We start from the raw sequence: 23,441 nt of genomic DNA, 5'->3' as shown, positions 1-23,441 counted from the left end.
GTGCAATCGTTTGCGAAGAAAACAACCAAGCGCGGCGATCACATCTGGGAGGAAACCGATGCGCGATATGTTGAAGACGTCGCTCGTGACGGCGGCCGTATGCGGCCTGCTCGGCGGGACGGCCCAGGCTGCGGACCCGATCAAGATCGGCGCGTCCCTGCCGCTGACCGGCAATTTTTCCGTCAGCGGGCAGAAGCACAAGGAAGGCTATGAACTGTGCGTTGACCAGATCAACGCCGCCGGCGGCCTGATCGGCCGCCCGCTCGAATTGATCGTCAGCGACAACCGCTCCGATACGGAGACCGCGATCAACCAGGCCGAGCGCCTGATCAACGTCGACAAGGCCGACGTCATCTTCGGCACCTTCTCGTCCAAGCTGACCTTCCCGGTCTCCTCGGTGCTGGAGAAATACGGCAAGGTCCATCCGGTGCCGGCGGGCGGCGCCCTGCGCATCTGGGAGCAGGGTCATAAGCACGCCTTCTACTTCCAGCAGAACGCCGCCGAATACGTTGGCGAGACCCTGGTGTCGACCATCCGCGACGTGATCCCGGCCGACCAGAGGCCGAAGAAGGCCGCGCTCGTCAACGCCGACGACTTCTTCGCCAACGCCATCGCCGCCGGCCTCCTCGGCCAGAAGGTGACCAACCCCGGTGGCGGCCTCGTTGCCGACCTCGCCCCAGGCTATCTCAAGGAATCCGAGATCGAGGTCGTCTATACCGAGACCTGGCCGGAGGAGGGCTTCTCCGACTGGCTCAACCTTGCCAACTCGATCAAGCGCTCCGGCGCCGACTTGGTCATCGGCCTGACCGCCTCGGCCGAGGAGGCCGTGCAGCTCACCCGCGCGCTCAAGACCGTGCGCGCCGACATCAAGCTGCTCTATCTCAGCCAGGGCACCCAGGCCGAGTTCCATGAAGGCCTCGGCAACGACGCCGAGGGCGTCATGGTGCACTCGTCCTGGCACGAGGAAGTGCCCTTCGTCGGCACGCTGAACGGCAAGGACTACACCAACCAGCAGTTCCTCGCCGACTTCAAGGCGAAATACGGCAAGGACGCTGACGAGGACTCGGCGATTCCCTTCGCCGTGTGCCAGGGCGTCGTGCAGGCGATCGAGGCGATCGGCACCACGGACAACGCCAAGCTGAGCGAGTGGATGCACGCGCGCACCAAGGCCGAACCGGTGCGCACCATCCTCGGCCCGTTCGCCTGGGACGAGCGCGGGCTGCCGATCGACCGGCCCTTCCTCATGGCGCAGTGGCAGGCGGGCAAGCTGAACTTCATCTACCCGACGGACGAGTTCGCCGGCGTCGCCCAGGCGATCCATCCCAAGCCGGCCTGGAAGTAATCGGCCCCGGTTCCCCGTGCGCGGCAAGCCCGCGCACGGGCCATCGCGGCAGCCGCCGGCCGCAGCCGGCCCGCCGAGTTCCAATTCCGTCCGGGAGACCATGCCTCATGCTCGAAGTGCGCAACCTGTCCAAGCACTTCGGCGGGATCCGTGCCGTCGACGACTGCACATTCACCGTCGAGCGCGGATCGATCACCGCGCTGATCGGCCCCAACGGCGCCGGCAAGACCACCGCCTTCAACTGCATCAGCAAGACGCTTACCCCCTCGGGGGGCGAGGTCTGGCTGGAGGGGCAGCGCATCGACGCGCTGCGGCCGCACCAGGTCACGCGCTGCGGCCTCAGCCGCACCTTCCAGATCACCCGCAACCTGGAGGACCTGACTGTCCTGGAAAACCTCGTCGTCCAGTCGAAGACCTCGGGCGTGAAGTCCCTGTTCGGCCCGGCGATCTCGCAGGCGGAATACGACAAGGCGATGGAGATTCTCGAGTTCCTCGGCATCACCCGCCTCGCCTACGAGGAAACCAGCAACCTGTCCTACGGCCAGAAGAAGCTGATGGATTTCGGCGCCCTGCTGATGTCCGACCCCAAGATCATCCTCCTCGACGAGCCCGCAGGAGGCATCAACCCGCGCCTGCTCGTCGAACTGGTCGACCGGATCCGCGCCCTCAACGACCGCGGCCTGACCGTGCTGATCGTCGAGCACAACATGGACCTGGTCATGTCTCTGTCCCACAAGGTCGTGGTCATGGCCCATGGTCAGGTGATTGCCGAAGGCACACCTGAGGCCGTGCAGGCGGATCCGCTTGTGCTCGAGGCCTATCTCGGCGGCGGCGCGACGCCGCATGCCGCCGAACTGAACGCGGAGGCCGCCCATGCCTGAGCTGCTCGAAGTACGCGGCGTCGTCGCCGGCTACGGCCGTGGCCCGGCCATCCTCAACGGCGCCAGCCTGACCGTGAAGCCGGGACAGGTGCAGTGCATCATCGGCCCCAACGGCGCCGGCAAGTCGACCTTGCTGAAGGCGATCGTCGGCCTGCTGCCGCTGCGCCAGGGCGAGGTGCTGCTGGAGGGCGAACGCATCGACGGCTTGCGCCCGGACCAGGTGCTGCGCAAGGGCATCTGCTTCGTGCCGCAGGAACGCGCGCTGTTTCCCAAGATGAGCGTGCGCGAGAACCTGCGCATGGGCGGCTACGTGCTCTCCGACCAGAAGCTGCTGGACCAGCGCATCGAGGAGGTGCTGGAGCAGTTCCCGATCCTGCGCGAACGCGCCCACCAGCACGCCGGGACCATGTCCGGCGGCCAGCAGCAGATGCTGGCCATGGCCCGCACCCTGCTGGTGAAGCCGAAGATCGTCATGCTCGACGAGCCCTCGCTCGGGCTCGCGCCGCAGATCGTCGAGCAGATGTTCGAGATCATGCACATGCTGTCGCGCTCCGGCATGACCGTCATCCTGGTCGAGCAGAACGCCATCGTCGGACTGAAGAATTCCACCTGGGGCACGGTGCTCGACCTCGGCACCACCCTGTTCGAGGGACCGGCGGCCGACGTACTGACCGACCCGCGCATCCAGGAACTCTACCTGGGCAAGACGCGCACCGCCGCGTGACACCGACCGCGAAGGACAGGAACCAGCAATGGTCGACGTGATCCAGATCCTCATCCTCGGGCTGGCGCTGGGAGGCGTCTATGCCCTCATGGCCTCGGGCCTGACGCTGATCTTCGGCGTCATGCGCATCGTCAACCTCGCCCATCCGATCATGATCATCGCCGGCGCCTATGTCAGCTACTGGCTGTTCAGGCTCTACGGCCTCGATCCGATCCTCTCCATGCCGATCGCCGCCGTGTTCATGTTCTGCGTCGGTCTCATCCTCTACAAGCTGGTGTTCGAGAGGGAGGCCGCCAGCGCCAAGTACTCGGAAATGACCGTGCTGCTGACCTTCGCCGTCGCTCTCTGCTTCGACGGCGCGCTCGGCGCCATGTTCTCCAACACCCAGCGCGTCACCTCGCCGTCCTACGCCACCGACGCGATCTTCATCGGCGACCTGTTCATCCCGACCGGCCAGCTCTATGCCGGCATCGCCAGCATCGCCGTCATCGGCGCGCTCATGGTGTTCCTGCACTTCACCCGCTTCGGCTACGCCATCCGCGCCACCACGCAGAACCGCGCCGCCGCCCAGCTGATGGGCGTCAATGTCGGCCTGGTATCGCTGATCACCTTCGGCATCGGCATCGGCCTGGCCGGGGCGGCCGGGGCGTTGGTGTCGTTCATCTTCTCCTTCTTCCCGGCCAAGCACTGGGAATGGATCGCCATCCTGATGTCGCTGGTCGTGCTCGGCGGCATGGGCAAGCTGGTCGGCGCCATCGTCGGCGCCATCCTCCTGTCGGTCATCGCCGCCTTCGTCGGCACCTATGCCGGCGCGACCTGGTCGACGCTGACCTTCTTCCTCGCGCTGTTCGTCATCCTGCTGGTGCGCCCGCAAGGGCTGTTCGGCGACAAGATCGAGGAGGCCTGATCATGACCATGCAAATGGACGTCAGCGACGTCATCGAGGCACGCCGCAAGCACAACCGGAGCCTGGCACGCGAAAAGGCCAGCCAGCGGGTCGTCGCCTTTCCGATCGCCCTGCTGGTGATCCTCGCCGCACTGCCCGCCCTGCAGTTCTTCGGCGGCTACAACTACCTGCTGCACCTCGTGCTCTACGCGATGATGTATGCCGCCATGGCCTCGAGCTGGAACATCCTCGGCGGCTACACCGGCTACATCTCCCTCGGGCACAACGTGTTCTTCTGCATCGGCGGCTATTTCTCCGGCATGGTCCTGGCCTATTCCGGTGTCACCTCGCTGATCACCGCGCCCGTGGCCGGCCTCGTCGCCGCCGCCGTCGGGTTCCTGGTCGGGCTGATCACGCTGCGCATGCGCGGCCCGACCTTCATCATCTCGTCGATCGCCCTGCTGATGGTCGTGCGCATCCTGTTCGACAACTGGCACTTCGTCGGCGGCGCCAACGGCGTCACCCTGCCCCAGCTCGCCATCGACGTGCAGTGGACCAAGCTGCCCTACTACTACGCCATGCTGGTCGTCGTTTCGCTGACGGTCTACGCCTCGTACCGGATCAAGCATTCGAAGTTCGGCCTCGGCCTCAGGGCGATCTCCCAGGACGAGGTGAAGGCGGAGAGCGCCGGCATCAACACCCGCCTCTACAAGGTCTCCGCCTTCGCGCTGTCGGCGTTCTTCGTCGGCATGGCCGGCGCGATCTGGGGTGAATACATCACCTACCTGCGGCCGAACATCTTCCTCATCGTGCTGATCGCAGCCAACATGGTGCTGATGTGCATCCTCGGCGGCAAGGGCACCGTGGCCGGACCCGTCGTCGGCGCGGTGCTGCTGATCGCCTTCAACGAGTTCTTCGTCACCTATTTCGGCGCCAGCGAACTCAACATCCTCGGCACCGGCGTGATCATGGTGATTGCCCTGATGTTCTTCCCGGCCGGCATTGTCGGCACGCTCGCCAAGGCGGGCAAGCTGCCGCGCTTCCTCAACTGGGACTGAGTGTCCGTTCGGCCGGCCCACGGGCCGGCCTCCCCTCCGCCGTCAATCCGGATCCACCACCATGGCCTATGTGCTCTACAACGCGCCGCAATCGACCTGCAGCCAGCGCGTCCGCTTCGTCCTCAACGCCAAGGGACTTGCCTTCGAGGAACACAAGCTGGACCTGTTCGCGGGCGACCAGCTGAAGCCGGACTACCTGGCGATCAACCCGAACGGCGTGGTTCCCGCCCTGCTCGACGATGGCGAAGCCGTGGTCGATTCCGCGGTCATCATCGAATATCTTGACGAGACGCGGCCTCATCCCGAGCCGTTGCGCCCCGCCGACGCGCTGGGTCTGGCCCGGATGCGCTCGCTGATGCGCTTCATCGACGAGGTGCCGACGCCGGCAATCCGCGTGCCGTCCTACAACCTGGCCTTCCTGCCGCATTTCCAGAAGATGAGCGAGGAAGAGTTCCTGGATCTGGCCAATTCCAAGCCGCTGCGCAAGGAGTTCCTGCTCACCATGGGCCGGACGGGCTTCCCGGAAAGCGAGATGAACTCCGCAATGGACCGGCTTAGACGCGGCATCGAGCGGATGGACAAGGTTCTGGCCGAAAGCGGCGGACCCTGGCTGATGGGCAGCCGGCTCAGCCTTGCGGATATCGCGGTGATGCCCGTGATCGTGCGGATGGACGACATCAACCTCGACCACATGTGGGACGACCGGCCCGCCGTAGCGCGCTGGTTCGAGGCGATCAGGTCGCATCCGGCCTACAAGCCGACCTACTACCACGGCGCCTTGCTGACCGAGAAATATCCGCATCTGCGCGAACAACTGGCAAGCAAGAAGGCCGGCCCGGCGTAGACGCGCCGGCACAGCTGCGCCGGACATCAACGCGCAAGCCAGCCGCCATCCAGAACCCTTCCGCGCGCCTCAGGCAACCCCGCAGCGCATTCGCCGGACATTAGCGCGAACTTCATCTCGGCATCGAGCCGCATTCCGACCCGCGCCGGCCCGGAGGTCCGGGCTCGGCGAGACCGGCAAGTAGCCTCATCCCGTTTCCGACATCCAGTCGCGGCTTTCGAGGATCGTCCTTACCCGGTGCAGGAAGGCGGCCGAATAGGCGCCGTCGAAGGCCCTGTGATCGAAGCTCTGCGCCAGCACGCCGACCGGGCGGATCGCGATGCGGTCCTCGTCCTCGCCCTCGATGACGACCGGCCGCTTGCGGATGCCGTCGGTAGACAGGATCGCCACTTCCGGCGCGTTGACGATCGGCGCGGTGAACAGGGTGCCGAACGTACCGGAATTGGACAGCGAATAGGTGCCGCCGGTCAGATCGTCAGCGGTCAGCTTGCCGGCCCGGGCCCGGTCGATCCGGTCCTTCATGGCGCGCGCCAGTCCGGCAAGATTGAGGTCTTCCGCCCCATGCACGACCGGCACCATCAAGCCGTCGTGGTCGAGGTCCACGGCGATGCCGAGGTTGACTCGCCGGTGGACCCTGAGCGCATCCCCGTCGATCGAAGCGTTGACACGCGGAAACTCGCGGATCGCCAGGCATACGGCACGGGCGATGAACGGCAGGTAGGTCAGCCGGAAGCCCCAGGCGGCCGCGTGCGCGTCGTTCAGCCGCCGCCGCGCCTTGTCGACGGCCTGGAAGTCGACCTCGACCGCCTGCGCGACATGCGGCACGTCCGTCCAGGAACGGGCCAGATGCTCGGCCGTCCGCCTGCGGATCCGGTTGAGCGGCACGAGGTCGTAGTCGCCGCCGGCGGGCAGCGACGCGCGCGCCGGCATCGGCCGGGCTTCGACCGTGGCCGGCCGGGGCGCGGCGGCGGCCGGGCTCTGCTTCTGCCTCTCGGCATAGCCCAGCACATCGTCGCGCAGGATCTTCCTGCGTCCCGCCGCAGCCAGGTCGCGCGCCAGGCCGGCGACGTCGATGCCCTGCTGCGCGGCGATGCGCCGGGCGAGCGGCGAGATCCTGAGGCCACCGGCCATGTGCCGCGACCCGAACCGTTCGGTCGGTGTGCGCACCTCGCTGTAGGGACCGAAGCCCTCCGGCGCCGGGGCCGCACCGTTCATCGCCCCCGGACCCGGATTGCCGCTGCTGGGATTGCTGCCGGCGGGATCGGCGAGGCCGGGATTGCCGCCGGTCAGCGCTGCCTGCTCGCCGATCATCGCCACGGTGGTGCCGACGGCAACGGTCTCGCCGGCCTGCACCAGCACCCGGGTCAGCGTGCCCGACTCGATCGCCTGCACCTCCATGGCGACCTTCTCGGTCTCGATCTCGAACAGCACGTCGCCGGCCGCGACGGCATCGCCCTCGCTCTTGAACCAGGTGCTGATCGTCCCTTCGGTGACCGTTTCCCCCAGCTGGGGCATCAGAACTTCCATGAGGACCCCTCGTGCCTTGTGTGTCCGTGGGTCCGCCTCACCAGGCGACCGAGATGTACTGGGTTTCCAGGAACTCCATCAGGCCCTCGTGCGCGCCCTCGCGGCCGAGACCCGACTGCTTAACGCCGCCGAACGGAGCCGCGGGATCGGAGACGAGGCCGCGGTTGAGGCCGATCATGCCGAACTCAAGGCGTTCGGAGACGCGCAGGCCGCGGCCGAGGTCCTTCGTGAAGACATAGGCGACCAGGCCATATTCGGTGGAATTCGCCCGCGCGACGATCTCGTCCTCGTCGGTGAAGGTCTGGATCGCAGCGACCGGGCCGAAGATCTCCTCGCGCAGCAGGTCGGCGTCGTCCGGCACGCCGGTCAGCACCGTCGGCGGATAGAAGAAGCCGCGGCCTTGCGGCGCCGCGCCGCCGCACCGCACCGTCGCCCCCTTTGCCACGGCATCGGCGACCAGTTCCGCGACCTTGTCGCGTGTCTCGGCATTGACCAGCGGGCCGACGTCGACCGACGGATCGAGCCCGTCGCCGACCCTGAGCTTCGCCATCCTGGCGGTGAACCTTTCCACGAAGGCCGCCTCGACCGCCGCGTGCACGTAGATGCGGTTGGCCGCCGTGCAGGCTTCGCCGAGATTGCGCATCTTGGCGAGCAGGCAGCCCTCCACCGCCGTGTCAATGTCGGCGTCCTCGAACACGATCAGCGGCGCGTTGCCGCCCAGTTCCATCGCCGGATTGACGACGCAGTCGGCCGCGCTCCGCAACAGCTTGCGCCCGACCTCGGTCGAGCCGGTGAACGACACCACCCGCACGCGCGGGTCATGCAACAGGGCGTCGACCACCGCGCCCGAACGACGCGACGGGATGACGTTGACGAGGCCTTTCGGCACGCCCGCCTCCTCCAGCAGCGGCATCAGCGCCAGCATGGTCAGCGGCGTTTCAGAGGCCGGCTTGATGATCACGGGACAGCCGGCGGCGAGCGCGGGTGCGAGCTTGCGCGTACCCATCGCCGCCGGGTAGTTCCACGGCGTCACCAGCACGGCGATGCCGGCCGGCTTGTGCTGCACCAGGATGCGCGCGCCCGACGCCGGCGCCGTCGACAGGCTGCCGATGTTGCGCACGCCTTCCTCGGAATACCAGCGGAAGAACTCGGCGGCATAGGTCGCCTCGCCCATGGCGTCGGAGCGCGCCTTGCCGTTTTCCAGCGTGATCAGCCGGGCGAAGTCCTCCTTGCGCGCAGAGAACAGCTCGAACGCCTTGCGCAGGATCTCGCAGCGCTCGCGCGGCGACCGCTTCGCCCAGTCCGCGCCGGCGCGTTCGGCGGCGTCGAGCGCAGCCACGGCGTCCTCGATGCCGGCGCTGGCGACCTCCGCCAGCACCTCCTCGCTCGCCGGGTTATAGACCGTGAACCGCTCGCCGCCGGCGGCGGGACGGAACGCGCCGTCGATGTAGAGATCGGTCGGGACGGAAGAAAGGACGGGCTTGTTCATCGGATGTCTCCTAGCCTCAGGCCATGGACCGCGTGACCGTCTCGACGATCCGGTCGACCGTCGGCAGCACGATGTCCTCCAGGTTGTCGGCGGCGGGCAGCGGAATGTGCGGCGTCGTGATGCGCACGATCGGCCCGTCAAGGTCGTAGAACAGCTCGTCCGCCGCGATGGAGGCAATCTCGGCGCCCCAGCCGCACAGGCGCGGGTTCTCCTCGACGGTGAACAGCCGTCCGGTGCGGGCGATCGAGCCGAGGATCGTCCGCGTGTCGAGCGGCACCAGCGAGCGCACGTCGATGACCTCCGCCTCGATGCCGCGCTCGGCGAGCTTCTCGGCCGCGGCAAGCGCCCGATGCACCATCAGCGCCAGCGCGACGATGGTGCAGTCCTTGCCGGGCCGCACAATCCGGGCCACGCCGAGCTGGTCGACATGCTCGCCATCGGGAACCTCGCCCTTCAGAGCATAAAGCGACTTGTGCTCGAAGAACATCACCGGATCGTCGTCGCGCACGGCGGCGGCGAGCAGGCCCTTGACGTCGGCCGGCGTCGACGGCGCGACCACCTTCAGGCCGGGGATCGCCATCGCCCAGTTCTCGACCGACTGCGAATGCTGGGCGCCGAAGCGCGAGCCGGCACCGTTGCCGCAGCGCACGACCAGCGGCAGCTTGATCTGGCCGTTGGACATGTAGCGCGCCTTGGAGAACTCGTTGGCCGGGAAGTCCCAGCACACGGCCAGGAAGTCGGAGAACATGATCTCGGCGATCGGCCGCATACCGGTCATGGCGGCCCCCATCGCCGCGCCGAGGATCGCCTGCTCGGAGATCGGCGTGTCGATCACGCGCCTGGGCCCGAAACGTTCCAGCAGGCCGACGGTCGCCTTGAACACGCCGCCGGCCGCCGCCACGTCCTCGCCGAGGAAGGCCACCCGCTCGTCGCGCTCCATTTCCTGGGCGATGCCGGCGGCCACGGCCTCGCGATAGGTCAGTTCCGCCATGCCCAGCCTCCATCGGCATATACGTCGGTCGTCAGGATGTCCTCGGGTGGCAGGGGCGCGGCCTTGCACACGGCGGTCGCGCGCTCCACCTCGGCCTTCACCGCCTGCTCGATGTCGTCTATCACCGCGTCGGCGATGCCGAACTCGGCGAGCCGCGCGCGATAGACCTTGATCGGGTCGTGCTCCTTCCAGCGCTCCAGCTCGCCCTTCGGCCGGTAGGCGCCCGGATCGGCGCGCGAATGGCCCGAGTGGCGGTAGGTCTTGCACTCGATCAGGCTCGGCCCCTCGCCGGCGCGCGCCTTCGCGAAGGCGGTCTGCGCCGTGCGGTAGACCTCGTCGGCGTCGTTGCCGTCGATGATGATCTTGTCGAGGCCGTAGGCGCCGGCCCGGTCGGCGGCCGGATGCTCGACCGCGGTGATCGCGCCGATCGGCGTGTATTCCATGTAGAGATTGTTCTCGCACACGAACACGACCGGCAGCTTGAACACCACTGCGTAGTTGAGTGCCTCGTGGAAGGCGCCGATGTTGGTCGTGCCATCGCCGAAGAACACCACCGTGACGTCGTCGTGACCGAGATACTGCGCCCGCCAGGCAGAGCCGACGGCGATCGGCAGATGCGCGCCGATGATCGCATAGGAGCCCATGACGCCGTGATCGATCGAGGTCAGGTGCATGGAGCCGCCCTTGCCGCGCATCAACCCGCAGTCGCGCTGCATCAGTTCGCCGAGCATCTGCTCCATCGGCACGCCGCGCGCCAGCGTGTGCGCGTGGCCACGATAGGTGCAGAAGCTCTTGTCGTCGGGCCGCATGGCGGCGGCGAAGCCGGCCGCGATCGCCTCCTGGCCGAGCGACAGGTGACTGGTGCCCTTGACCAGGTTCTGCAGGAACAGGTCGTAGGCGCGCTGCTCGCAATGGCGGATCTCGAGCTGCTTGCGCCACAGTTCCAGGCGCTTGTCTTCGCCGATGTCGTCGTTGCCCGGACTGGCCACGGGTTTCTTTCTTGGACGCGCCATGGGGGCCTCCCTTTCAGCGGACGATGCGGGTACGGGATTGCAGGCCGATCAGTACCGGTTGGCGATCGGCAGTTCCTCGGCCGGGAACAGCGAGATCACCTCGCAGCCCTTGTCGGTGACGACGACCTCCTCCTCGATGCGCGCGGCCGAATAGCCGTCCGCCGCCGGGCAGTAGGTTTCCAGCGCGAACACCATGCCGGTCTTGATCTCCATCGGATTGTCGAGCGAGACGGCCCGGGAGATGATCGGCCGCTCGTGCAGAGCCAGGCCGAGGCCGTGGCCGAACTGCAGGCCGAAGGCGGCGAGTTCGTTCGGGAAGCCGAGGCTTTCGGCGGTTGGCCAGACTTCCGCCACCCGATCGGTGGTCACCCCCGGCTTGATCCGCTCGATCGAGGCATCCAGCCACTCGCGGCAGCGGACATAGGCGTCGCGCTGCGCCGGCGTCGCCCGGCCGATGTTGAAGGTGCGGTAGTAGCAGGTTCGATAGCCCTGGTAGGATTGCAGGATGTCGAAGAAGGCCTGGTCGCCCGGACGGAAATAACGGTCGGTGAAGTTGTGCGGATGCGGGTTGCAGCGTTCGCCGGAAATGGCGTTGATCGCCTCGACGTCGTCCGAGCCCATCTCGTAGAGCATCTTGTTGGCCATCGCGACGATGTCGTTCTCGCGGATGCCTGGCTTCAGTTCCTCGTAGATCATGTGATAGACGCCGTCGACCATGGACGCCGCCTGGGTCAGCAACTGGATCTCGTCGACGTTCTTGATCTCGCGTGCCCCCAGCATGATCTGCTGGCCGTCGACGATGTTGAGGCCCGCCTCCTGCAGCGCGTAGAACATCGCCGTCTCTGCGTAGTCGACACCGACCGGCATGCCCGCCATGCCGGCATCGCGGATGAGTCCGGCGATCTCCTCGGCATAGAGCTTCATCAGGCCGAAGGACGGCGGAATGGTGCCGCGCATGCCGACCACGCCGGCCCGGCAGTGGTCCGGGTTGAGCCAGTCGGCATATTTCTTGTGGTGCACCGCGGCCGAACCGAAGTCCCAGACATAGGGCTCGTCGTCGCCGGTCAGCAGGCAGAACCGGCACATCTTGTCGCGTTCCCACTCGCCGATCTTGGTGCCGGAAATGTAGCGGATGTTGTTGACGTCGAAGAGCAGGAGCGAGCCGCAACCGCTGTTCTTCAGAGCATCCTTGGCCCGGCTGAGCCGGTAGCGGCGCAGCCGGTCGTGGTCGACGCGGCGCTCGAAATCGACCGACGTGTGGCCCCAGGCCGGCAGGCGGCCCTCCCAACGCCAGTTCGGGTTCATGTCGCCCGGCTGCAGGATACGCGGGTTGAGAGCCTTGTTCATGACAGATCCTCCCTGACGGGCGTGCGCGGCGGTGACCACGCGCCCGGAACCGGGCTGGCCCGGCTGCTTATGCAATCGATTGCATATAAACCGTGCCCGATTGCTTCTGTCAATGAGGATTCTGCCGCAAGGCGCGCCCAGATCGGTAACCGGACGGGAAAACGCCTTTTCCGTCTGATGGATCGCCTTGAAGGCAGCTCCCACTCAATCCTGACGTCGCCGCCGTTGCGCTGCACGGAGGAGGAAATCGAAAAACCGTCCCAGCGTCTTTGGAAACAACTTCTTACAAACGTTTGCACAGTCCTGCTATATTGTTACCAAAGAAGCCTTTTGTCGCAAGGAACCGCTGGTCAAGGCGGCTGACACGGCCGTGTAAAACCGGCTAAACCTTGTCGCGAAGAAGACTACGGATCGGATCAAGGGGACGAATGGACGACCGCACACCACCCGAGCGGAAGAAACGGCCGACGCTGAAGGATGTCGCCCGCCTCGCCGGCGTACATGTGTCGACGGTGTCGCGAACCCTGGATCCGAATGCCGATCACCTCATTCGCGACGAGGTGAAGGAGAAGATCCGGGCTGTCTGCCGGGAGTTGAACTACCGCCCGAACAGCATCGCCTCGTCGCTACGGACCAACCGGACCAAGACGATCGGCGTCGTCATTCCCGACATAACCAACCTGCTGTTCCCGCCGATCTTCCGCGGCATCGAGGACGAACTTGCCGCCCAGGGTTACGCCGCGATAATGGTCAACACCGATGGTGACGCCGACCGCGAGGAACAGCTGACGGAAACCCTGATCGCGCGTGGCGTCGACGGCATCATCGCCGCCAGCGTGCCGCGCCAGGACGCCCATATCGCGCGCATGGCCCAGCGCGGCTTTCCGATCGTCACCGTCAACCGGCGCCTTGACGATCCGTCCGTGCCCTCGGTGACCAACGACGACGATTTCGGCATCAAGCGCATCCTCACCCATCTGGTCGCACTCGGCCACCGGCGCATCGTGCACATCGCCGGTCCGCAATCGCTGTCCACCGGCAAGCTGCGCGCCGAGGCTTTCGCGCGCTACCACGCCGAAATCCTGGAGCAGGCCGAGCCGCCGGTGATCGTCTATGCAGAAAGCTTCAACGAGGCGGAGGGCGAGCGCTGCGCCGAACAGATCCTGGCCAAGGGCACGCCGGTGACGGCCGCACTCTGTGCCAATGACCGCCTCGCCATCGGTGCCATCGCCGCGTTCAAGCGGCGCGGCCTGAAGGTGCCGGAGGACATCTCGGTCACCGGCTTCAACGACATGGCACTTGTCGACCGCATCGACCCACCGCTGACCACGATCCGCATCCAGCACTACGAGATCGGCCGCAATGCCGCGCGCATGATCCTGGCGATGATCGAGAACGGCACCCTTCCGCCGGATGGCCACAAGGTGCTGCCGGTCGAGTTGGTCGTGCGCCAGTCCTCCGGGCCTGCCCCGCGCCCCTGAGGCCCGGCCTCAGCGCTCCAGCTGCCGCTCGACTACGGCGATGCCGTCGACGACCCGATCGCTGGGGTGCACGATCACCGTGTCGCCGGCAGCGAGCCCCGACAGGATCTCGACCTCCAGTCCGTTGCCGTGTCCGATCTCGACCCGCCGCTCCCGCGCCCTGCCGTCGACGACGGCGAAAACGGTCCATTGGCCATCGCGGCGGAACAGCGCGGTCAACGGCAGTTTGAGCACCCGGTCCGCCTCCCACTGCACGATCGCCGCCTCGACCCGGAACCCGTGGGCGAGCCGGGCATAGGCCTCGGACGGATCGGTCAGCGCCACCCGCACGTTGACGCGTTGTTCCTCGATGCCGAGCGCGGACACCTTGGTGAAGCCGAAGGGCTCAATGCGGGTGACCACGCCGTTGAGCGCGCTCTGCCCTCCCCAGGATTCCAGAATTACCCTCTGGCCCGGTTCGACCTTCACCGCGTCGGCAGACAGCAGGTCGATGACGATCTCAAGATTGCGCGGGTCGCCGATCTCGACCAGCGTGGCGCCCGCCTCGACGACGACCTCGCTTTCCTGCAGCACGCGCAACACCTTGCCGTCGACCGGGGAATACACCGGCACGCACGGGCAGTCACCGCGCCGGCCGATCGCGTCGACCGGCGACAGCAGCAAGCTGCGCGACCGCTCCAGTTCGTGCTTGCGCATCTCGGCGGTCGCTTCCGCCTGGGCGACCTCGGCCTTGGCCGTGCGCACCGCCAGTTGCGCTTCTTCCAGCTGGCGCGTCGAGACCGTGCCCCGCCCGGCCAGCTGTTCAGCCCGTTGCAGATCCGCCTCGGCGAAGGCGAGCTGGGCATAGCTGCGCTCCACGTTGGCCCGGGCGAGATCCAGGCCGGCGATCGCGGCCTGCACCGCGGCGCGCAGTTCAGCCTCGGTCCGCAGGTCCCTGAACCCCGGATCGATCGGCTGCAGTTCCGCGATCAGCGTCCGGTCCGCCTCGACGTCGTCGCCGGCGCGCAGGCCGATGCGCAGAAGCCGGCCGGCCACCGGCGCCGAGACCTCGTAGATGTCCCGGATCCGCGTGCGGCCTTCCTCGTCAACCGTGACGCGCAGCGGCCCTTCGGCCACGACGGCGAGGTCGACGGGGATCGGCCGCGGCCACATCATGTAGGCGACGCCGGCCGCCGACACGGCGGCGAGCGTGCCCCACAGCAGGATCCGTCGAAGGGCGACGCGCATGTCGTTACTCCCGGGTCTTCAGCACGGCGATCAGGTCGAGGTGGTCGAGGCGGCGGCGCACCATCAGCGCGGCGCCGGCGGCCGCCGCCAGGGTGACCAGGACGGCGTACCCATAGGTCGACGGCTCGACGACCGCCGGGATCCTGAACAATTCCGTATCGAACGCAGCCGCAAGATAGGTGGCAAGAAGATAGCCGATGACGCAGCCGATCGGCATCGCCAGCAGCGCCAGCAGCAGGCTCTGGCCGAGCAGGATGTAGGAAATCTCGAAGCGCGTGAAGCCGATCACCCTCAGCGTGGCGAATTCGCGCGCCCGTTCCGACAGCGCGATGCGCGCCGCGTTGTAGACCACACCGATGGCGAGCGCAGCGGCAAAGCCGCTGAATAGGCCGGTGAAGATCAGCAGCGTTTCGGCCATCGTCTCGTGGAAGGTTGCCACCGCCGCCTCGCGCAGGTTGACGAAGGCGACGCCGGGCGTGTCCTTGAGCCGGGCAAACAGCTCGGCCCGCCTGGCGTCGTCAAACAGAAGATGCACCGTGTTCACGGCCGGCCTTTCGCCCATCATCCGGTTCAGCGCCTCCAGCCGGATATAGGCCGGATAGCCGAGATAGGTGTCGAAGATGCGCACCACCGGCACCTCCAGCACCGGCCGACGCCCCTCCAGGACCTCCAGCGTGACGCGGTCGCCGAGCCGGACGTCGAGGATTTCGGCCAGCTTGCGCGATAGCACGAGCCCGTCCTCCGGCGTGCCGACCGCCCCGATCGTCTCGTCGTAGATCAGCGTCAGGCTTTGCTCCGCCGGCACGCCGGTCAGGCTGATGCGTTTCTCGCGCGGTCCGGACCGCGCGCGCGCGGCAACGCTGCGCTCGCCTTCCACCGCCATCACGCCGGGCATGGCGCGGAAGCTGTGCTCGACCTGACTCGAGCGCACCTCCGCCAGACTGATGGTCGCGTCCTGGCGCTGCGAGGCGAAGAACTGGATGTCGACCAGTCGGTTGATCGAATCCGCCCATTGCAGGGAGATGATCAGCACGGCGACCGCCATGGCGATGCCGAGCACAGTCAGGCCCGAGCGCAGCGGCCAGCGCAGCACCTGGCGGAAGATCATCCGCGTCGGCTGGTCGAGTTGCGCCGCGATCCAGCTCCTGCTCAACGCCGTGCGCGTGAACACCGGCGGCGACGGCGGCCGCATCGCCTCCGCCGGCGCGAGCCGCACCGCACGCCACACTGCCGAGGCAGTTCCGAGCAGCGCCGCGGCGAGGCTGAAGCCGCCGGCAATGAGGAAACTGTCCGGCTGCGGCCGGAACAACAGGAACGGGAACGAATAGAAGTCGGCGTAGAGGCTGGTCATGTAGTGCCCGAGCAACGCGCCCAGACCCGAGCCGAGCACGATGCCGATGACCGCGATCGCCATCACCAGCTTGATATAGTGCCAGCCAACCTCCAGATCGGAATAGCCGAACGCCTTGAGCAGGCCGACGACCCCGCGCTCGATGGCGATCAACCGGTCGACCACGACATTGGTCAGGAACGCCGCGACCGCGAGGAAGATGCTCGGTAACAGCGCCGCCATGGTCGAGAGCTGGTCGATCTCGCTCTGCAGGAACCAGTTCGACAGCTGGTCCTTGCGCGCATAGGCGCCGGTGCCGCCGTAGCGCTCCAGCAGCAGGTCCAGCCGGTCGATCACCGCCTCGGGATCCGTACCCGGCAGCAGCGTCAGCGACACGTCGTTGAAGGCGTTGTCGAGGTCGAAGGCGCCGGCCAGCGCCGCCTCGCCCATCCACAGCACGCCGTAGCGCTTGTCGTCAGGCATCAGCATGCCCGGGCCGATGGCGTAGCTGTGTTCCGGCGACAGCGCGACGCCGACCACGCGCAGCGTGCGTTTGCGGGTGTTGATCACCGCCTGCAGGCTGTCGCCGAGACCGAGCCCGTGCGCCTCGGCGAAGCGCGCGTTCAGCACTGCCTCCTCGGGCCGGAGCGGATCGGGCAGCCGGCCCTGCTGCAGCGCCAGGCGGTTGAGTAGCGGCTGGCCGCCGCGCGGCAGCGACGAAAGCAGCCCGGTAACCGGCGCGTCGAAGCCGGCGATGTCGAGCAGCGCGTACCTGACGATCCGCGGCTCGACGCTCTGCACGCCGGGGAGGTCCGCGATGCGGCGGGCGAGGTCCTTCGGCGCCCGCTTGACGGTGGCGAACACGTCGGCGAAGCGGTAGCGCTCGTAATAGGCCTCGGCGGTGGCCTCCAGCGACTGGATGTTGCCGAGCGACATGACCATCATGCCGACGCCGGTGGCGATCACCACCGCGATCGCCAGCACCTGGCCCTTGAGGTGGACGAGGTCGCGCATGAGCTTGCGGTCGAGGACGCGCATGCCGTTCACCACTGGATCAGGCTGGCCGCGACCTTGTCGCGGTTGACAGTGGTCTCGACGATCCGCCCGTCGGCGAGACGGACGACCCGGTCGGCCATCGCCGAGATACCGACGTTGTGGGTGATCAGCGCCGTCGTGGTGCCGAGGTCGCGGTTGATCGTCTCGATCGCCTCCAGCACGACGACGCCGGTCTGGCTGTCGAGCGCGCCGGTCGGCTCGTCGCACAGGAGGATGCGCGGCCGCTTGGCGATGGCCCGCGCGATTGCCACCCGCTGCTGTTCGCCGCCCGACAGCTGGGCCGGAAAATGGTCGAGCCGCGCGCCCAGCCCGACCAGTTCCAGCGCCTCCTCCGGCCGCATCGGGTCGGGCGCGATCTCGGTCACCAGCGCGACGTTCTCCGCCGCCGTCAGGCTCGGCACCAGATTGTAGAACTGGAACACGAAGCCGACGTGGTCACGGCGGAACCGGGTCAGTTCGGCATCGTCGAAGTTGGTGATATCGTGCTCCTCGAAGCGCACCGTTCCCTCGCTCGGCCGGTCCAGCCCGCCGATGATGTTGAGCAGGGTCGACTTGCCGCTGCCCGACGCCCCGATCAGCACGGCGAGTTCGCCCTCGAACAGGTCGAGGTCGACGCCGCGCAGCGCCCACACCGCGACATCGCCGCTGCCGTAGACCTTGGTCAGGCCGCGCGCCGACAGCGCCGCGCGCCGCCGCTGCGTGCCGGCCGAAGCGCCTCCGTTCTGTAGCTGAGTCTCGGTCATGCGAGGTCCGGGAGTTCGATGGCCATTGATGCCATCATCGGCGATCCGCAACAATCACGACTTGCGGTCGATCAATCGGCGCCGATGTCGCCCGCCTATCCCCGGCGCAGCCGGATCAGCCCCTTGCTCGGATCGTAGGCATAGATCGCCCCGCCGAGGAACACCGCCGTGCAGCTGGCCACCACCGCCAGCGACGTCCAGTCGACCTGCAGGTAGAGGGCGAAGCGGATCAGTTCGACGGCATAAGTGAACGGGTTGAGGGCGCAGATGTCGGCCAGCAGCACGCTGGAATCGCGCAGGCGCCACAGCGGGTAGAGCGCCGTCGAGGCGAAGAACATCGGGAAGATGACGAAGTTCATCACCCCGGCGAAGTTTTCCAACTGCCGGATCGTCGAGGAGATCAGCAGGCCGAGCGCGCCAAGCATCATGCCCGACAGGATCAGCGCCGGCAGCACTGCGAGGTAACCGAGCACCGGCGGCTCGACCTCCCAGAACCAGGCGATGGCGAGGAAGGCATAGACCTGCACGACCGACACGGCGACACCGGCCAGCAGCTTGGAGGTCAGCAGGAACCAGCGCGGATAGGGACTGACCAGCAGCACGCGCATGGCGCCCGTCTCGCGGTCGTAGACCATCGACAGCGACGACTGCATGCCGTTGAACAGCTGGATCATGGCGCACAGGCCCGGCGTCACGTAGACCTCGTAGAGCACGTAGGTCTCGTAGGGCGGCGTGATCGACAGGCCGAGCACGGCGCGGAAGCCGGCCGCGAAGATGAACAGCCACACCAGCGGGCGCACCAGCGCGGACAGGAAGCGCTCGCGCTGACGGGTGAAGCGCAGACCCTCGCGCCAGACGATGCCGCGGAAGGCGATCAGGCGGCCGCACCAGCCGAGCCGGGTCATGCCGCCGCCTCCGCGTTGAGCCCGGTCAGGCGCAGGAACGCCTCCGACAGGCCCTCCGCTCCGGCAAGTGCACCCGCTGTACCCTGCGCCAGCACCCGCCCCTTGTGCAGCACGACGACGTCGTCGTCGGGCTCGATCTCGTCGAGGATATGCGTCGCCCACAGCGCCGCGACGCCTTCCTGCTCGACCAGGCGGCGCACCAGCGCCACGACTTCGATGCGAGACTTCACGTCGAGACCCACCGTCGGTTCGTCGAGCAACAGCAGCCGCGGCCCGTGCATCAGGGCGCGCGCGATCTCGGCCCGCCGCTGCTGCCCGCCCGACAGCGCCGAGACCCGGCTGTCGAGACGGTCGGCGATGGCGACCAGCGTCGTCGCCTCGTCGATGCGCCGGCGCGTCTCGGCCCGCCCGAGCCCGTGCAACGCTGCGTGATAGGTGAGGTTCTGACGCACGGTCAGGTCTCGGTCCATGGCGCTCGACTGGAACACGACGCCGAGCGAGGCCAGCGCCGGCCCGGGCCGGCGCCGCACGTCGTAGCCGCACACCAGAATCTCGCCCGACACGTTGTCGTAGAGCCGTGTGATCAGCGAGAACAACGTCGTCTTGCCGGCGCCGTTGACGCCGAGAAGGGCCGTGAACGAGCCTTCCTTCACGCTCAGCGACACGTCGTCGAGCGCCCTGGTCTTGCCGAAGGAATGGCGGACGCCGGTGATCTGCAATGCGGTCATTCTGAGTAACCCGGAAAAATTTCGGCAGGAACGGGCCGAAGTCCTACGACATCCGCCGCCCCTGTCAGGCCCCTTGTCAGGCCCCTGTCACGCTACTGTCAGGCCGCCCGTGCGGCGACCGTAGCACTGTCCGGGACGAGGCCCTGCGGCAGTCATCTGGACCGGATCGCACCGGAACCCAAGCAGGTCGGGACCGAAGAGGCCGGAGGCCCGGCATGCGCAGGCCGGGCCTCCGTCGTCATCGCCCTTTCGGACCCATGTCTACATGCCTATTCCTTGCGCCGGTCGGTCACCTCGAAGTTGGCGTTGAGCTTCATGTCGTACTGACCGTCGGCACACTGGACGTCGTCGAGGTCATAGCCGCCATCCTCCATCTCGATGTCGTCCTCGTCGATTTCGCAGTTCATCGAGGCGAGCAGGGCATTGATCTTCTCGACCGCCTCCGGCGTCGGATCGTCGGCGAAGGCCGGAGCGGCGAGGCCGACGGCGAACGTGGCGGACAGGGCAAATGCGCGCAACATTGTATTCCTCCTCTTTCAGGTCTCGGGGATGCGGACGGCGCCGGTTCTCCTACTGGATGACGAAGACGGCCTTCTGGGTGTCGCCGGTCGATCCGGGGATGCTGAGTTCGTAGGTCCCGGGCTTGATGGCGATGAAGGACATCTCCGCTTCGCCGCCGGCGTCGAACTCGATGCTGTGCACGCCCATGGGCCGCACCTCGATCTTGTTGATGACGATCTCGTTGACCCAGACCGCGCGGAAGAACTCGCCGCCGGACAATGCCAGTTCCGCCGACCCGTCGGCGACCATCTTGATCTTGTAGTACATTCCCGACTTGAGCATGTACGGTGCCTCGGCGACCGGCTTGCCGGAGGCAAGCGTCAGCGGCGCCAGCGTCTCGCGGTTGTTCTTCGACAGCAGACCGGCAAAGCCGTAATCATGGGCGGCAGCCGGCGTCGCGAGCACAGCGGCGACGAAAGCAAGTACGGTCTTTTTCATCTGTTCCTCCCTGGTATTCGGTCAGTTCGGCGCCACTACGACGCCCCACGGCTGTTCGCCGACCTGGACGGACTTGACGACCTTCAGTTCCTCCACGTCGATGATCGACACGTCGTTGGAATTGCCGTTGGTGGTGTAGAGCCACTTCTCGTCCGGCGTGAAGGCGAGCTGCCAGACGCGCTGGCCGACCAGCAGGTACTTGTCGACTTCGAGCGTATCCCCGTTGACGACCGCGACCCGGTTCGCCGGACCGAGCGCGACGAACACCTTCTTGCCGTCGCTGGTCACGCGCACGCCCACCGGCTGGAGGGCTTCCGGCACGACGCCGGGCACCTCGAAGGTGATCTTCTTGACGATCTCGCCGCTGGTCGGGTCGATCACGCTGACCGTGCCGCCGATTTCCGCGCTGACGTAGAGACGCGAGCCGTCGGCGGTGAACTGGGCGAAGCGGGGACGCTGGTCGACCAGCACGTTCTGGACGATCTCATAAGTCTCCGTGTCGATGAAATGCGCCATGTTCGTCGTCTCGGACGTGTTGACCACGATCTTGCCGTCCGGGCTGACGCCCATGCCCTCCGGCTCGACGCCGACCGGGATCTCTGCCAGCACCTTGCGCGTCTTCACGTCGACCACTGTGACGATGTTGTCGTCCTCGTTGGCAATGAAGAGCGGATTGCCCGACGGATGCAGCACGAACAGCTCGGGATCCGGCCCGGACGGCAGGGTGTGTAGTTCCTGGTAGGTTTCCGGATCGAACACCCGCACCAGGTCGTCGTCCGAAGCGCAGACGTAGAGTTCCTTGCCGTCCGGCGAGATGGTGATGCCGCGCGGCCGCTGGCCGCCCGGGAAGGTAGCGATCACCTCGTTCGTCGTGCTGTCGAGCACGGTGATCGTGTTGCCTTTCTCGTTCGAGACAAAGACCTTGTTGGCAAGCGCCGGCGTTACGACGAGGCAGGCGGAGGCAAGAAGAAGGGCTCGGAGCATGCAGGGTCGTCCTATCGCTTGAGGGAGCAGGCCGATTCTGGCCGGTCGTGGCCCAGGGTGTCGAGATGAGACACCTGGTGCAGGAATTCCGGCTGCGGCGACACCGAGACGAGGATGCGATCGGCCGTCAGCAGGATCGGCTGGCGCAGCTGGCCGTCCCAGGACCGGAAGGTCAGCTTCTGCCCCTTGAACGCTGCCAGTTCGAAGCTCTCGCCGAGGATGTGGTCGCGCAGAACCTCGAACTCCCCGGACTTCGTCCGCGTCGCCGCTTCGCCCAGCACCCGCAGCGCGGTCCAGACCTGATAGTCCTCCTCGCGCATGAACCGGTTGGAGGCACGTTCGAAACGGTTCTGGAACTGTGTCGCACCCCAGGCCTCCTGCGCGGGGTGCCAGGTCAGCGGCCGAAGGCCCGCCGACCCGGCGACCGGGCGCGCATCCCAGGTGTGATACGGCAGATGCACCGCGAACACATCGTTCTCGTCCGCCGCCACGACGATGTCGTGCGCCTTGGCCCGTTGCGTGAAGGCCGGGATCTGCTTCTGCACCTGGACGTGGCCGGAATCGGTCCTGCGCGCCCCGCCCGTGTCCTCGAAGACGCGTTCCTCGACGATCTTTGCGCCGAATTTCCGCGCCGCGCGCCGGTAGGCATCGGCCAGCGCCAGGTCCTCCGCGTGATCGCCGGAAATGAGGAACCAGTTGCGCCAGCCCTTCCAGACCAGGAACTGCGCCAGCGAATCCGCCACCATCGCGTGGCTCGGCGCGGTGTGCAGCAGATTGGCCCGGCAGGCCTCGTTGCGCAGCCGGTCCTCGCGCGCCATGGCGTTGAGGACCAGGGCCCGGTCGCCGGCCCGGTCCGCCAGCGCCAGCGTCGTGTCGGCATCGGCCATGGTCACGATGAATCGGGTTCCCTGCGCGATCAGTTCCTCCAGCTTCGCGCCCGCCTCCTCGGCGGTGGCGACGGGAACCTCCTCGGTCAGGAACGTCTGGCCCATGAAGCGACCGGTCGTCTGGTTGTCGTCGGTGGCAAGCCGCGCGCCGGCAAAGCCGACGTCGCTTGGCGGCAGATCGAGGCGGGACGTCGGTGTGCGATTGCCCTCGCCGACGCGGATCACGGCGGAACGGATCTCCTGTGTCTCCTTGGCCAAGGCGGCGCAAGGCAGCAAGACGGCAAGCACTCCCGCCAGCGCAGTCAGGCGCATCGGCTTCCTCCCCTGTCGTTTTTCTAGATGGAGACATGCAGCGCGAGGCATGGTCAAGCCACCCAGAACCCTTTTTAATTATAAGATTTTAATAAGGAAATTGAGCCTTGCGACTTTAGGACTATTGTTCGTTCGCGCGCGCGGAGGGCATGGTTTTTCCATGTTCAGACGTCTTCTGCCTGTCGTCCTTCTTGCCCTGCTGGCAACCCCGGCTGTCGGAGGTCCTCTGCCCGACGGGGCTAGGGTCGCCTACTTCGGCCTGACCTTCATCGACACGTCGACCGAAGGGGATTTCAACGGCGAGCGCCCGGACGAGACCGAACGGTTGGCGATGGCGACGGCCTACGTGGCCGAGGACATGACCAAACGCGGCTTCACTCTGGTTTCTCTGGATCCCGTGCGCGCCGAACTGGACCGGGTCTCCAACCCGGCCAAATGCAACGGCTGCACCTTCCCAATGGCGCGCAAGATTGGCGCCGACTACGTTCTCGTCGGCGAGGTCCAGAAGACCTCCAACCTGATCCTCAGCATGAACCTCGTCCTCTCCGAGGCGGCGACGGGCAGGCAGCTTGCCGCCGGCGTCGTCGACATTCGAGGCAACACCGACGTCAGCTGGACGCGGGGCCTCGGCTATCTTCTGCGCAACCGCATCTTCAGGCAATGAGACGGGGCGAAGATTCCGCGATC

The 23,441-nt window shown here is 66.8% G+C and carries 22 protein-coding genes; 8 read left to right on the top strand and 14 right to left on the bottom strand.

What is annotated here, in order from left to right:
* Positions 1–58 precede the first annotated feature (58 nt).
* The 6 genes from SL003B_RS05270 to SL003B_RS05245 all read left to right on the top strand — a co-directional run bounded on the left by SL003B_RS05270 (position 59) and on the right by SL003B_RS05245 (position 5,735).
* Entirely contained in the window at positions 59–1,342 is a 1,284-nt protein-coding gene (locus SL003B_RS05270; protein ID WP_013651791.1) for an amino acid ABC transporter substrate-binding protein, read from the top strand.
* Positions 1,343–1,449: 107 nt separating this feature from the next.
* Complete coding sequence (locus SL003B_RS05265; RefSeq protein WP_013651790.1) at positions 1,450–2,223, top strand: ABC transporter ATP-binding protein; 774 nt, start codon at positions 1,450–1,452, stop codon at positions 2,221–2,223.
* The gene (locus SL003B_RS05260) at positions 2,216–2,947 is read left to right on the top strand and encodes an ABC transporter ATP-binding protein (RefSeq protein ID WP_013651789.1); all 732 of its coding nucleotides are present in this window, start codon (positions 2,216–2,218) and stop codon (positions 2,945–2,947) included. The genes SL003B_RS05265 and SL003B_RS05260 overlap by 8 nt, the downstream gene beginning before the upstream one ends.
* A 28-nt stretch (positions 2,948–2,975) precedes the next feature.
* Positions 2,976–3,854: a branched-chain amino acid ABC transporter permease gene (locus SL003B_RS05255; protein WP_013651788.1), complete on the top strand. Its 879-nt coding sequence runs from the start codon at positions 2,976–2,978 to the stop codon at positions 3,852–3,854.
* Positions 3,855–3,856: 2 nt separating this feature from the next.
* On the top strand, positions 3,857–4,891 hold the full coding sequence (locus SL003B_RS05250) for a branched-chain amino acid ABC transporter permease (RefSeq protein ID WP_013651787.1): 1,035 nt from the start codon (positions 3,857–3,859) through the stop codon (positions 4,889–4,891).
* 61 nt (positions 4,892–4,952) lie between these two features.
* Positions 4,953–5,735, top strand: a complete 783-nt coding sequence (locus tag SL003B_RS05245; protein WP_013651786.1) for a glutathione S-transferase family protein — start codon at positions 4,953–4,955, stop codon at positions 5,733–5,735.
* A gap of 186 nt (positions 5,736–5,921) precedes the next feature.
* Here the strand turns inward: SL003B_RS05245 and SL003B_RS05240 are convergent, their stop codons facing one another.
* The 5 genes from SL003B_RS05240 to SL003B_RS05220 are packed head-to-tail and all read right to left on the bottom strand — an operon-like array spanning position 5,922 to position 12,102.
* A complete protein-coding gene (locus tag SL003B_RS05240) occupies positions 5,922–7,262 on the bottom strand; it encodes a dihydrolipoamide acetyltransferase family protein (protein WP_013651785.1) in 1,341 nt (446 codons plus the stop codon).
* Positions 7,263–7,299: 37 nt separating this feature from the next.
* Complete coding sequence (locus tag SL003B_RS05235; protein ID WP_013651784.1) at positions 7,300–8,751, bottom strand: NAD-dependent succinate-semialdehyde dehydrogenase; 1,452 nt, start codon at positions 8,749–8,751, stop codon at positions 7,300–7,302.
* Positions 8,752–8,767: 16 nt separating this feature from the next.
* Complete coding sequence (locus SL003B_RS05230) at positions 8,768–9,742, bottom strand: alpha-ketoacid dehydrogenase subunit beta (protein WP_013651783.1); 975 nt, start codon at positions 9,740–9,742, stop codon at positions 8,768–8,770.
* The gene (locus SL003B_RS05225; protein ID WP_013651782.1) at positions 9,730–10,755 is read right to left on the bottom strand and encodes a thiamine pyrophosphate-dependent dehydrogenase E1 component subunit alpha; all 1,026 of its coding nucleotides are present in this window, start codon (positions 10,753–10,755) and stop codon (positions 9,730–9,732) included. The genes SL003B_RS05230 and SL003B_RS05225 overlap by 13 nt, the downstream gene beginning before the upstream one ends.
* Positions 10,756–10,803: 48 nt before the next feature.
* Positions 10,804–12,102, bottom strand: coding sequence for a M24 family metallopeptidase (locus SL003B_RS05220; RefSeq protein ID WP_013651781.1), 1,299 nt, complete (start codon positions 12,100–12,102; stop codon positions 10,804–10,806).
* A 428-nt stretch (positions 12,103–12,530) separates the two neighbouring features.
* Between SL003B_RS05220 and SL003B_RS05215 the strand changes: the two genes are divergently transcribed.
* Entirely contained in the window at positions 12,531–13,583 is a 1,053-nt protein-coding gene (locus SL003B_RS05215) for a LacI family DNA-binding transcriptional regulator (protein ID WP_013651779.1), read from the top strand.
* Positions 13,584–13,592: 9 nt separating this feature from the next.
* Here SL003B_RS05215 and SL003B_RS05210 read toward each other — a convergent pair whose 3' ends face one another.
* The 9 genes from SL003B_RS05210 to SL003B_RS05170 all read right to left on the bottom strand — a co-directional run bounded on the left by SL003B_RS05210 (position 13,593) and on the right by SL003B_RS05170 (position 22,754).
* The gene (locus SL003B_RS05210) at positions 13,593–14,810 is read right to left on the bottom strand and encodes an efflux RND transporter periplasmic adaptor subunit (protein ID WP_013651778.1); all 1,218 of its coding nucleotides are present in this window, start codon (positions 14,808–14,810) and stop codon (positions 13,593–13,595) included.
* A 4-nt stretch (positions 14,811–14,814) separates the two neighbouring features.
* On the bottom strand, positions 14,815–17,178 hold the full coding sequence (locus SL003B_RS05205) for an ABC transporter permease (RefSeq protein WP_041375861.1): 2,364 nt from the start codon (positions 17,176–17,178) through the stop codon (positions 14,815–14,817).
* Between the two features lie 5 nt (positions 17,179–17,183).
* Positions 17,184–17,939: an ABC transporter ATP-binding protein gene (locus SL003B_RS05200; protein WP_013651776.1), complete on the bottom strand. Its 756-nt coding sequence runs from the start codon at positions 17,937–17,939 to the stop codon at positions 17,184–17,186.
* 95 nt (positions 17,940–18,034) lie between these two features.
* Positions 18,035–18,844: an ABC transporter permease gene (locus SL003B_RS05195; RefSeq protein WP_013651775.1), complete on the bottom strand. Its 810-nt coding sequence runs from the start codon at positions 18,842–18,844 to the stop codon at positions 18,035–18,037.
* Complete coding sequence (locus SL003B_RS05190) at positions 18,841–19,572, bottom strand: ABC transporter ATP-binding protein (protein ID WP_013651774.1); 732 nt, start codon at positions 19,570–19,572, stop codon at positions 18,841–18,843. Before SL003B_RS05190 ends, SL003B_RS05195 begins: the two co-directional genes overlap by 4 nt.
* 269 nt (positions 19,573–19,841) lie before the next feature.
* The gene (locus SL003B_RS05185; protein WP_013651773.1) at positions 19,842–20,093 is read right to left on the bottom strand and encodes a hypothetical protein; all 252 of its coding nucleotides are present in this window, start codon (positions 20,091–20,093) and stop codon (positions 19,842–19,844) included.
* Positions 20,094–20,142: 49 nt separating this feature from the next.
* Positions 20,143–20,571, bottom strand: coding sequence for a cupredoxin domain-containing protein (locus tag SL003B_RS05180; protein ID WP_013651772.1), 429 nt, complete (start codon positions 20,569–20,571; stop codon positions 20,143–20,145).
* Positions 20,572–20,592: 21 nt separating this feature from the next.
* Positions 20,593–21,555, bottom strand: a complete 963-nt coding sequence (locus SL003B_RS05175; protein WP_013651771.1) for a YVTN family beta-propeller repeat protein — start codon at positions 21,553–21,555, stop codon at positions 20,593–20,595.
* An 11-nt stretch (positions 21,556–21,566) separates the two neighbouring features.
* Positions 21,567–22,754: an ABC transporter substrate-binding protein gene (locus tag SL003B_RS05170; RefSeq protein WP_013651770.1), complete on the bottom strand. Its 1,188-nt coding sequence runs from the start codon at positions 22,752–22,754 to the stop codon at positions 21,567–21,569.
* Positions 22,755–22,914: 160 nt separating this feature from the next.
* Here SL003B_RS05170 and SL003B_RS05165 point away from each other — a divergent pair, with 160 nt between their 5' ends.
* The gene (locus SL003B_RS05165) at positions 22,915–23,418 is read left to right on the top strand and encodes a DUF3280 domain-containing protein (protein WP_013651769.1); all 504 of its coding nucleotides are present in this window, start codon (positions 22,915–22,917) and stop codon (positions 23,416–23,418) included.
* The last annotated feature ends 23 nt before the right edge of the window (positions 23,419–23,441 follow it).

It is taken from the genome of Polymorphum gilvum SL003B-26A1, from assembly GCF_000192745.1.
GTDB classification, from domain to species: Bacteria; Pseudomonadota; Alphaproteobacteria; order Rhizobiales; family Stappiaceae; genus Polymorphum; species Polymorphum gilvum.
Note: the sequence above shows the minus strand (reverse complement) of the source record. Positions and strands in the feature narration are given on the sequence as shown.

Bases quoted from the DNA above. Each gene is read 5' to 3' on its own strand.
- SL003B_RS05270 (WP_013651791.1), top strand. From the start codon at position 59: ATGCGCGATATGTTGAAGACGTCGCTCGTGACGGCGGCCGTATGCGGC.
- SL003B_RS05265 (WP_013651790.1), top strand. From the start codon at position 1,450: ATGCTCGAAGTGCGCAACCTGTCCAAGCACTTCGGCGGGATCCGTGCC.
- SL003B_RS05260 (WP_013651789.1), top strand. From the start codon at position 2,216: ATGCCTGAGCTGCTCGAAGTACGCGGCGTCGTCGCCGGCTACGGCCGT.
- SL003B_RS05255 (WP_013651788.1), top strand. From the start codon at position 2,976: ATGGTCGACGTGATCCAGATCCTCATCCTCGGGCTGGCGCTGGGAGGC.
- SL003B_RS05250 (WP_013651787.1), top strand. From the start codon at position 3,857: ATGACCATGCAAATGGACGTCAGCGACGTCATCGAGGCACGCCGCAAG.
- SL003B_RS05245 (WP_013651786.1), top strand. From the start codon at position 4,953: ATGGCCTATGTGCTCTACAACGCGCCGCAATCGACCTGCAGCCAGCGC.
- SL003B_RS05240 (WP_013651785.1), bottom strand. From the start codon at position 7,262: ATGGAAGTTCTGATGCCCCAGCTGGGGGAAACGGTCACCGAAGGGACG.
- SL003B_RS05235 (WP_013651784.1), bottom strand. From the start codon at position 8,751: ATGAACAAGCCCGTCCTTTCTTCCGTCCCGACCGATCTCTACATCGAC.
- SL003B_RS05230 (WP_013651783.1), bottom strand. From the start codon at position 9,742: ATGGCGGAACTGACCTATCGCGAGGCCGTGGCCGCCGGCATCGCCCAG.
- SL003B_RS05225 (WP_013651782.1), bottom strand. From the start codon at position 10,755: ATGGCGCGTCCAAGAAAGAAACCCGTGGCCAGTCCGGGCAACGACGAC.
- SL003B_RS05220 (WP_013651781.1), bottom strand. From the start codon at position 12,102: ATGAACAAGGCTCTCAACCCGCGTATCCTGCAGCCGGGCGACATGAAC.
- SL003B_RS05215 (WP_013651779.1), top strand. From the start codon at position 12,531: ATGGACGACCGCACACCACCCGAGCGGAAGAAACGGCCGACGCTGAAG.
- SL003B_RS05210 (WP_013651778.1), bottom strand. From the start codon at position 14,810: ATGCGCGTCGCCCTTCGACGGATCCTGCTGTGGGGCACGCTCGCCGCC.
- SL003B_RS05205 (WP_041375861.1), bottom strand. From the start codon at position 17,178: ATGCGCGTCCTCGACCGCAAGCTCATGCGCGACCTCGTCCACCTCAAG.
- SL003B_RS05200 (WP_013651776.1), bottom strand. From the start codon at position 17,939: ATGACCGAGACTCAGCTACAGAACGGAGGCGCTTCGGCCGGCACGCAG.
- SL003B_RS05195 (WP_013651775.1), bottom strand. From the start codon at position 18,844: ATGACCCGGCTCGGCTGGTGCGGCCGCCTGATCGCCTTCCGCGGCATC.
- SL003B_RS05190 (WP_013651774.1), bottom strand. From the start codon at position 19,572: ATGACCGCATTGCAGATCACCGGCGTCCGCCATTCCTTCGGCAAGACC.
- SL003B_RS05185 (WP_013651773.1), bottom strand. From the start codon at position 20,093: ATGTTGCGCGCATTTGCCCTGTCCGCCACGTTCGCCGTCGGCCTCGCC.
- SL003B_RS05180 (WP_013651772.1), bottom strand. From the start codon at position 20,571: ATGAAAAAGACCGTACTTGCTTTCGTCGCCGCTGTGCTCGCGACGCCG.
- SL003B_RS05175 (WP_013651771.1), bottom strand. From the start codon at position 21,555: ATGCTCCGAGCCCTTCTTCTTGCCTCCGCCTGCCTCGTCGTAACGCCG.
- SL003B_RS05170 (WP_013651770.1), bottom strand. From the start codon at position 22,754: ATGCGCCTGACTGCGCTGGCGGGAGTGCTTGCCGTCTTGCTGCCTTGC.
- SL003B_RS05165 (WP_013651769.1), top strand. From the start codon at position 22,915: ATGTTCAGACGTCTTCTGCCTGTCGTCCTTCTTGCCCTGCTGGCAACC.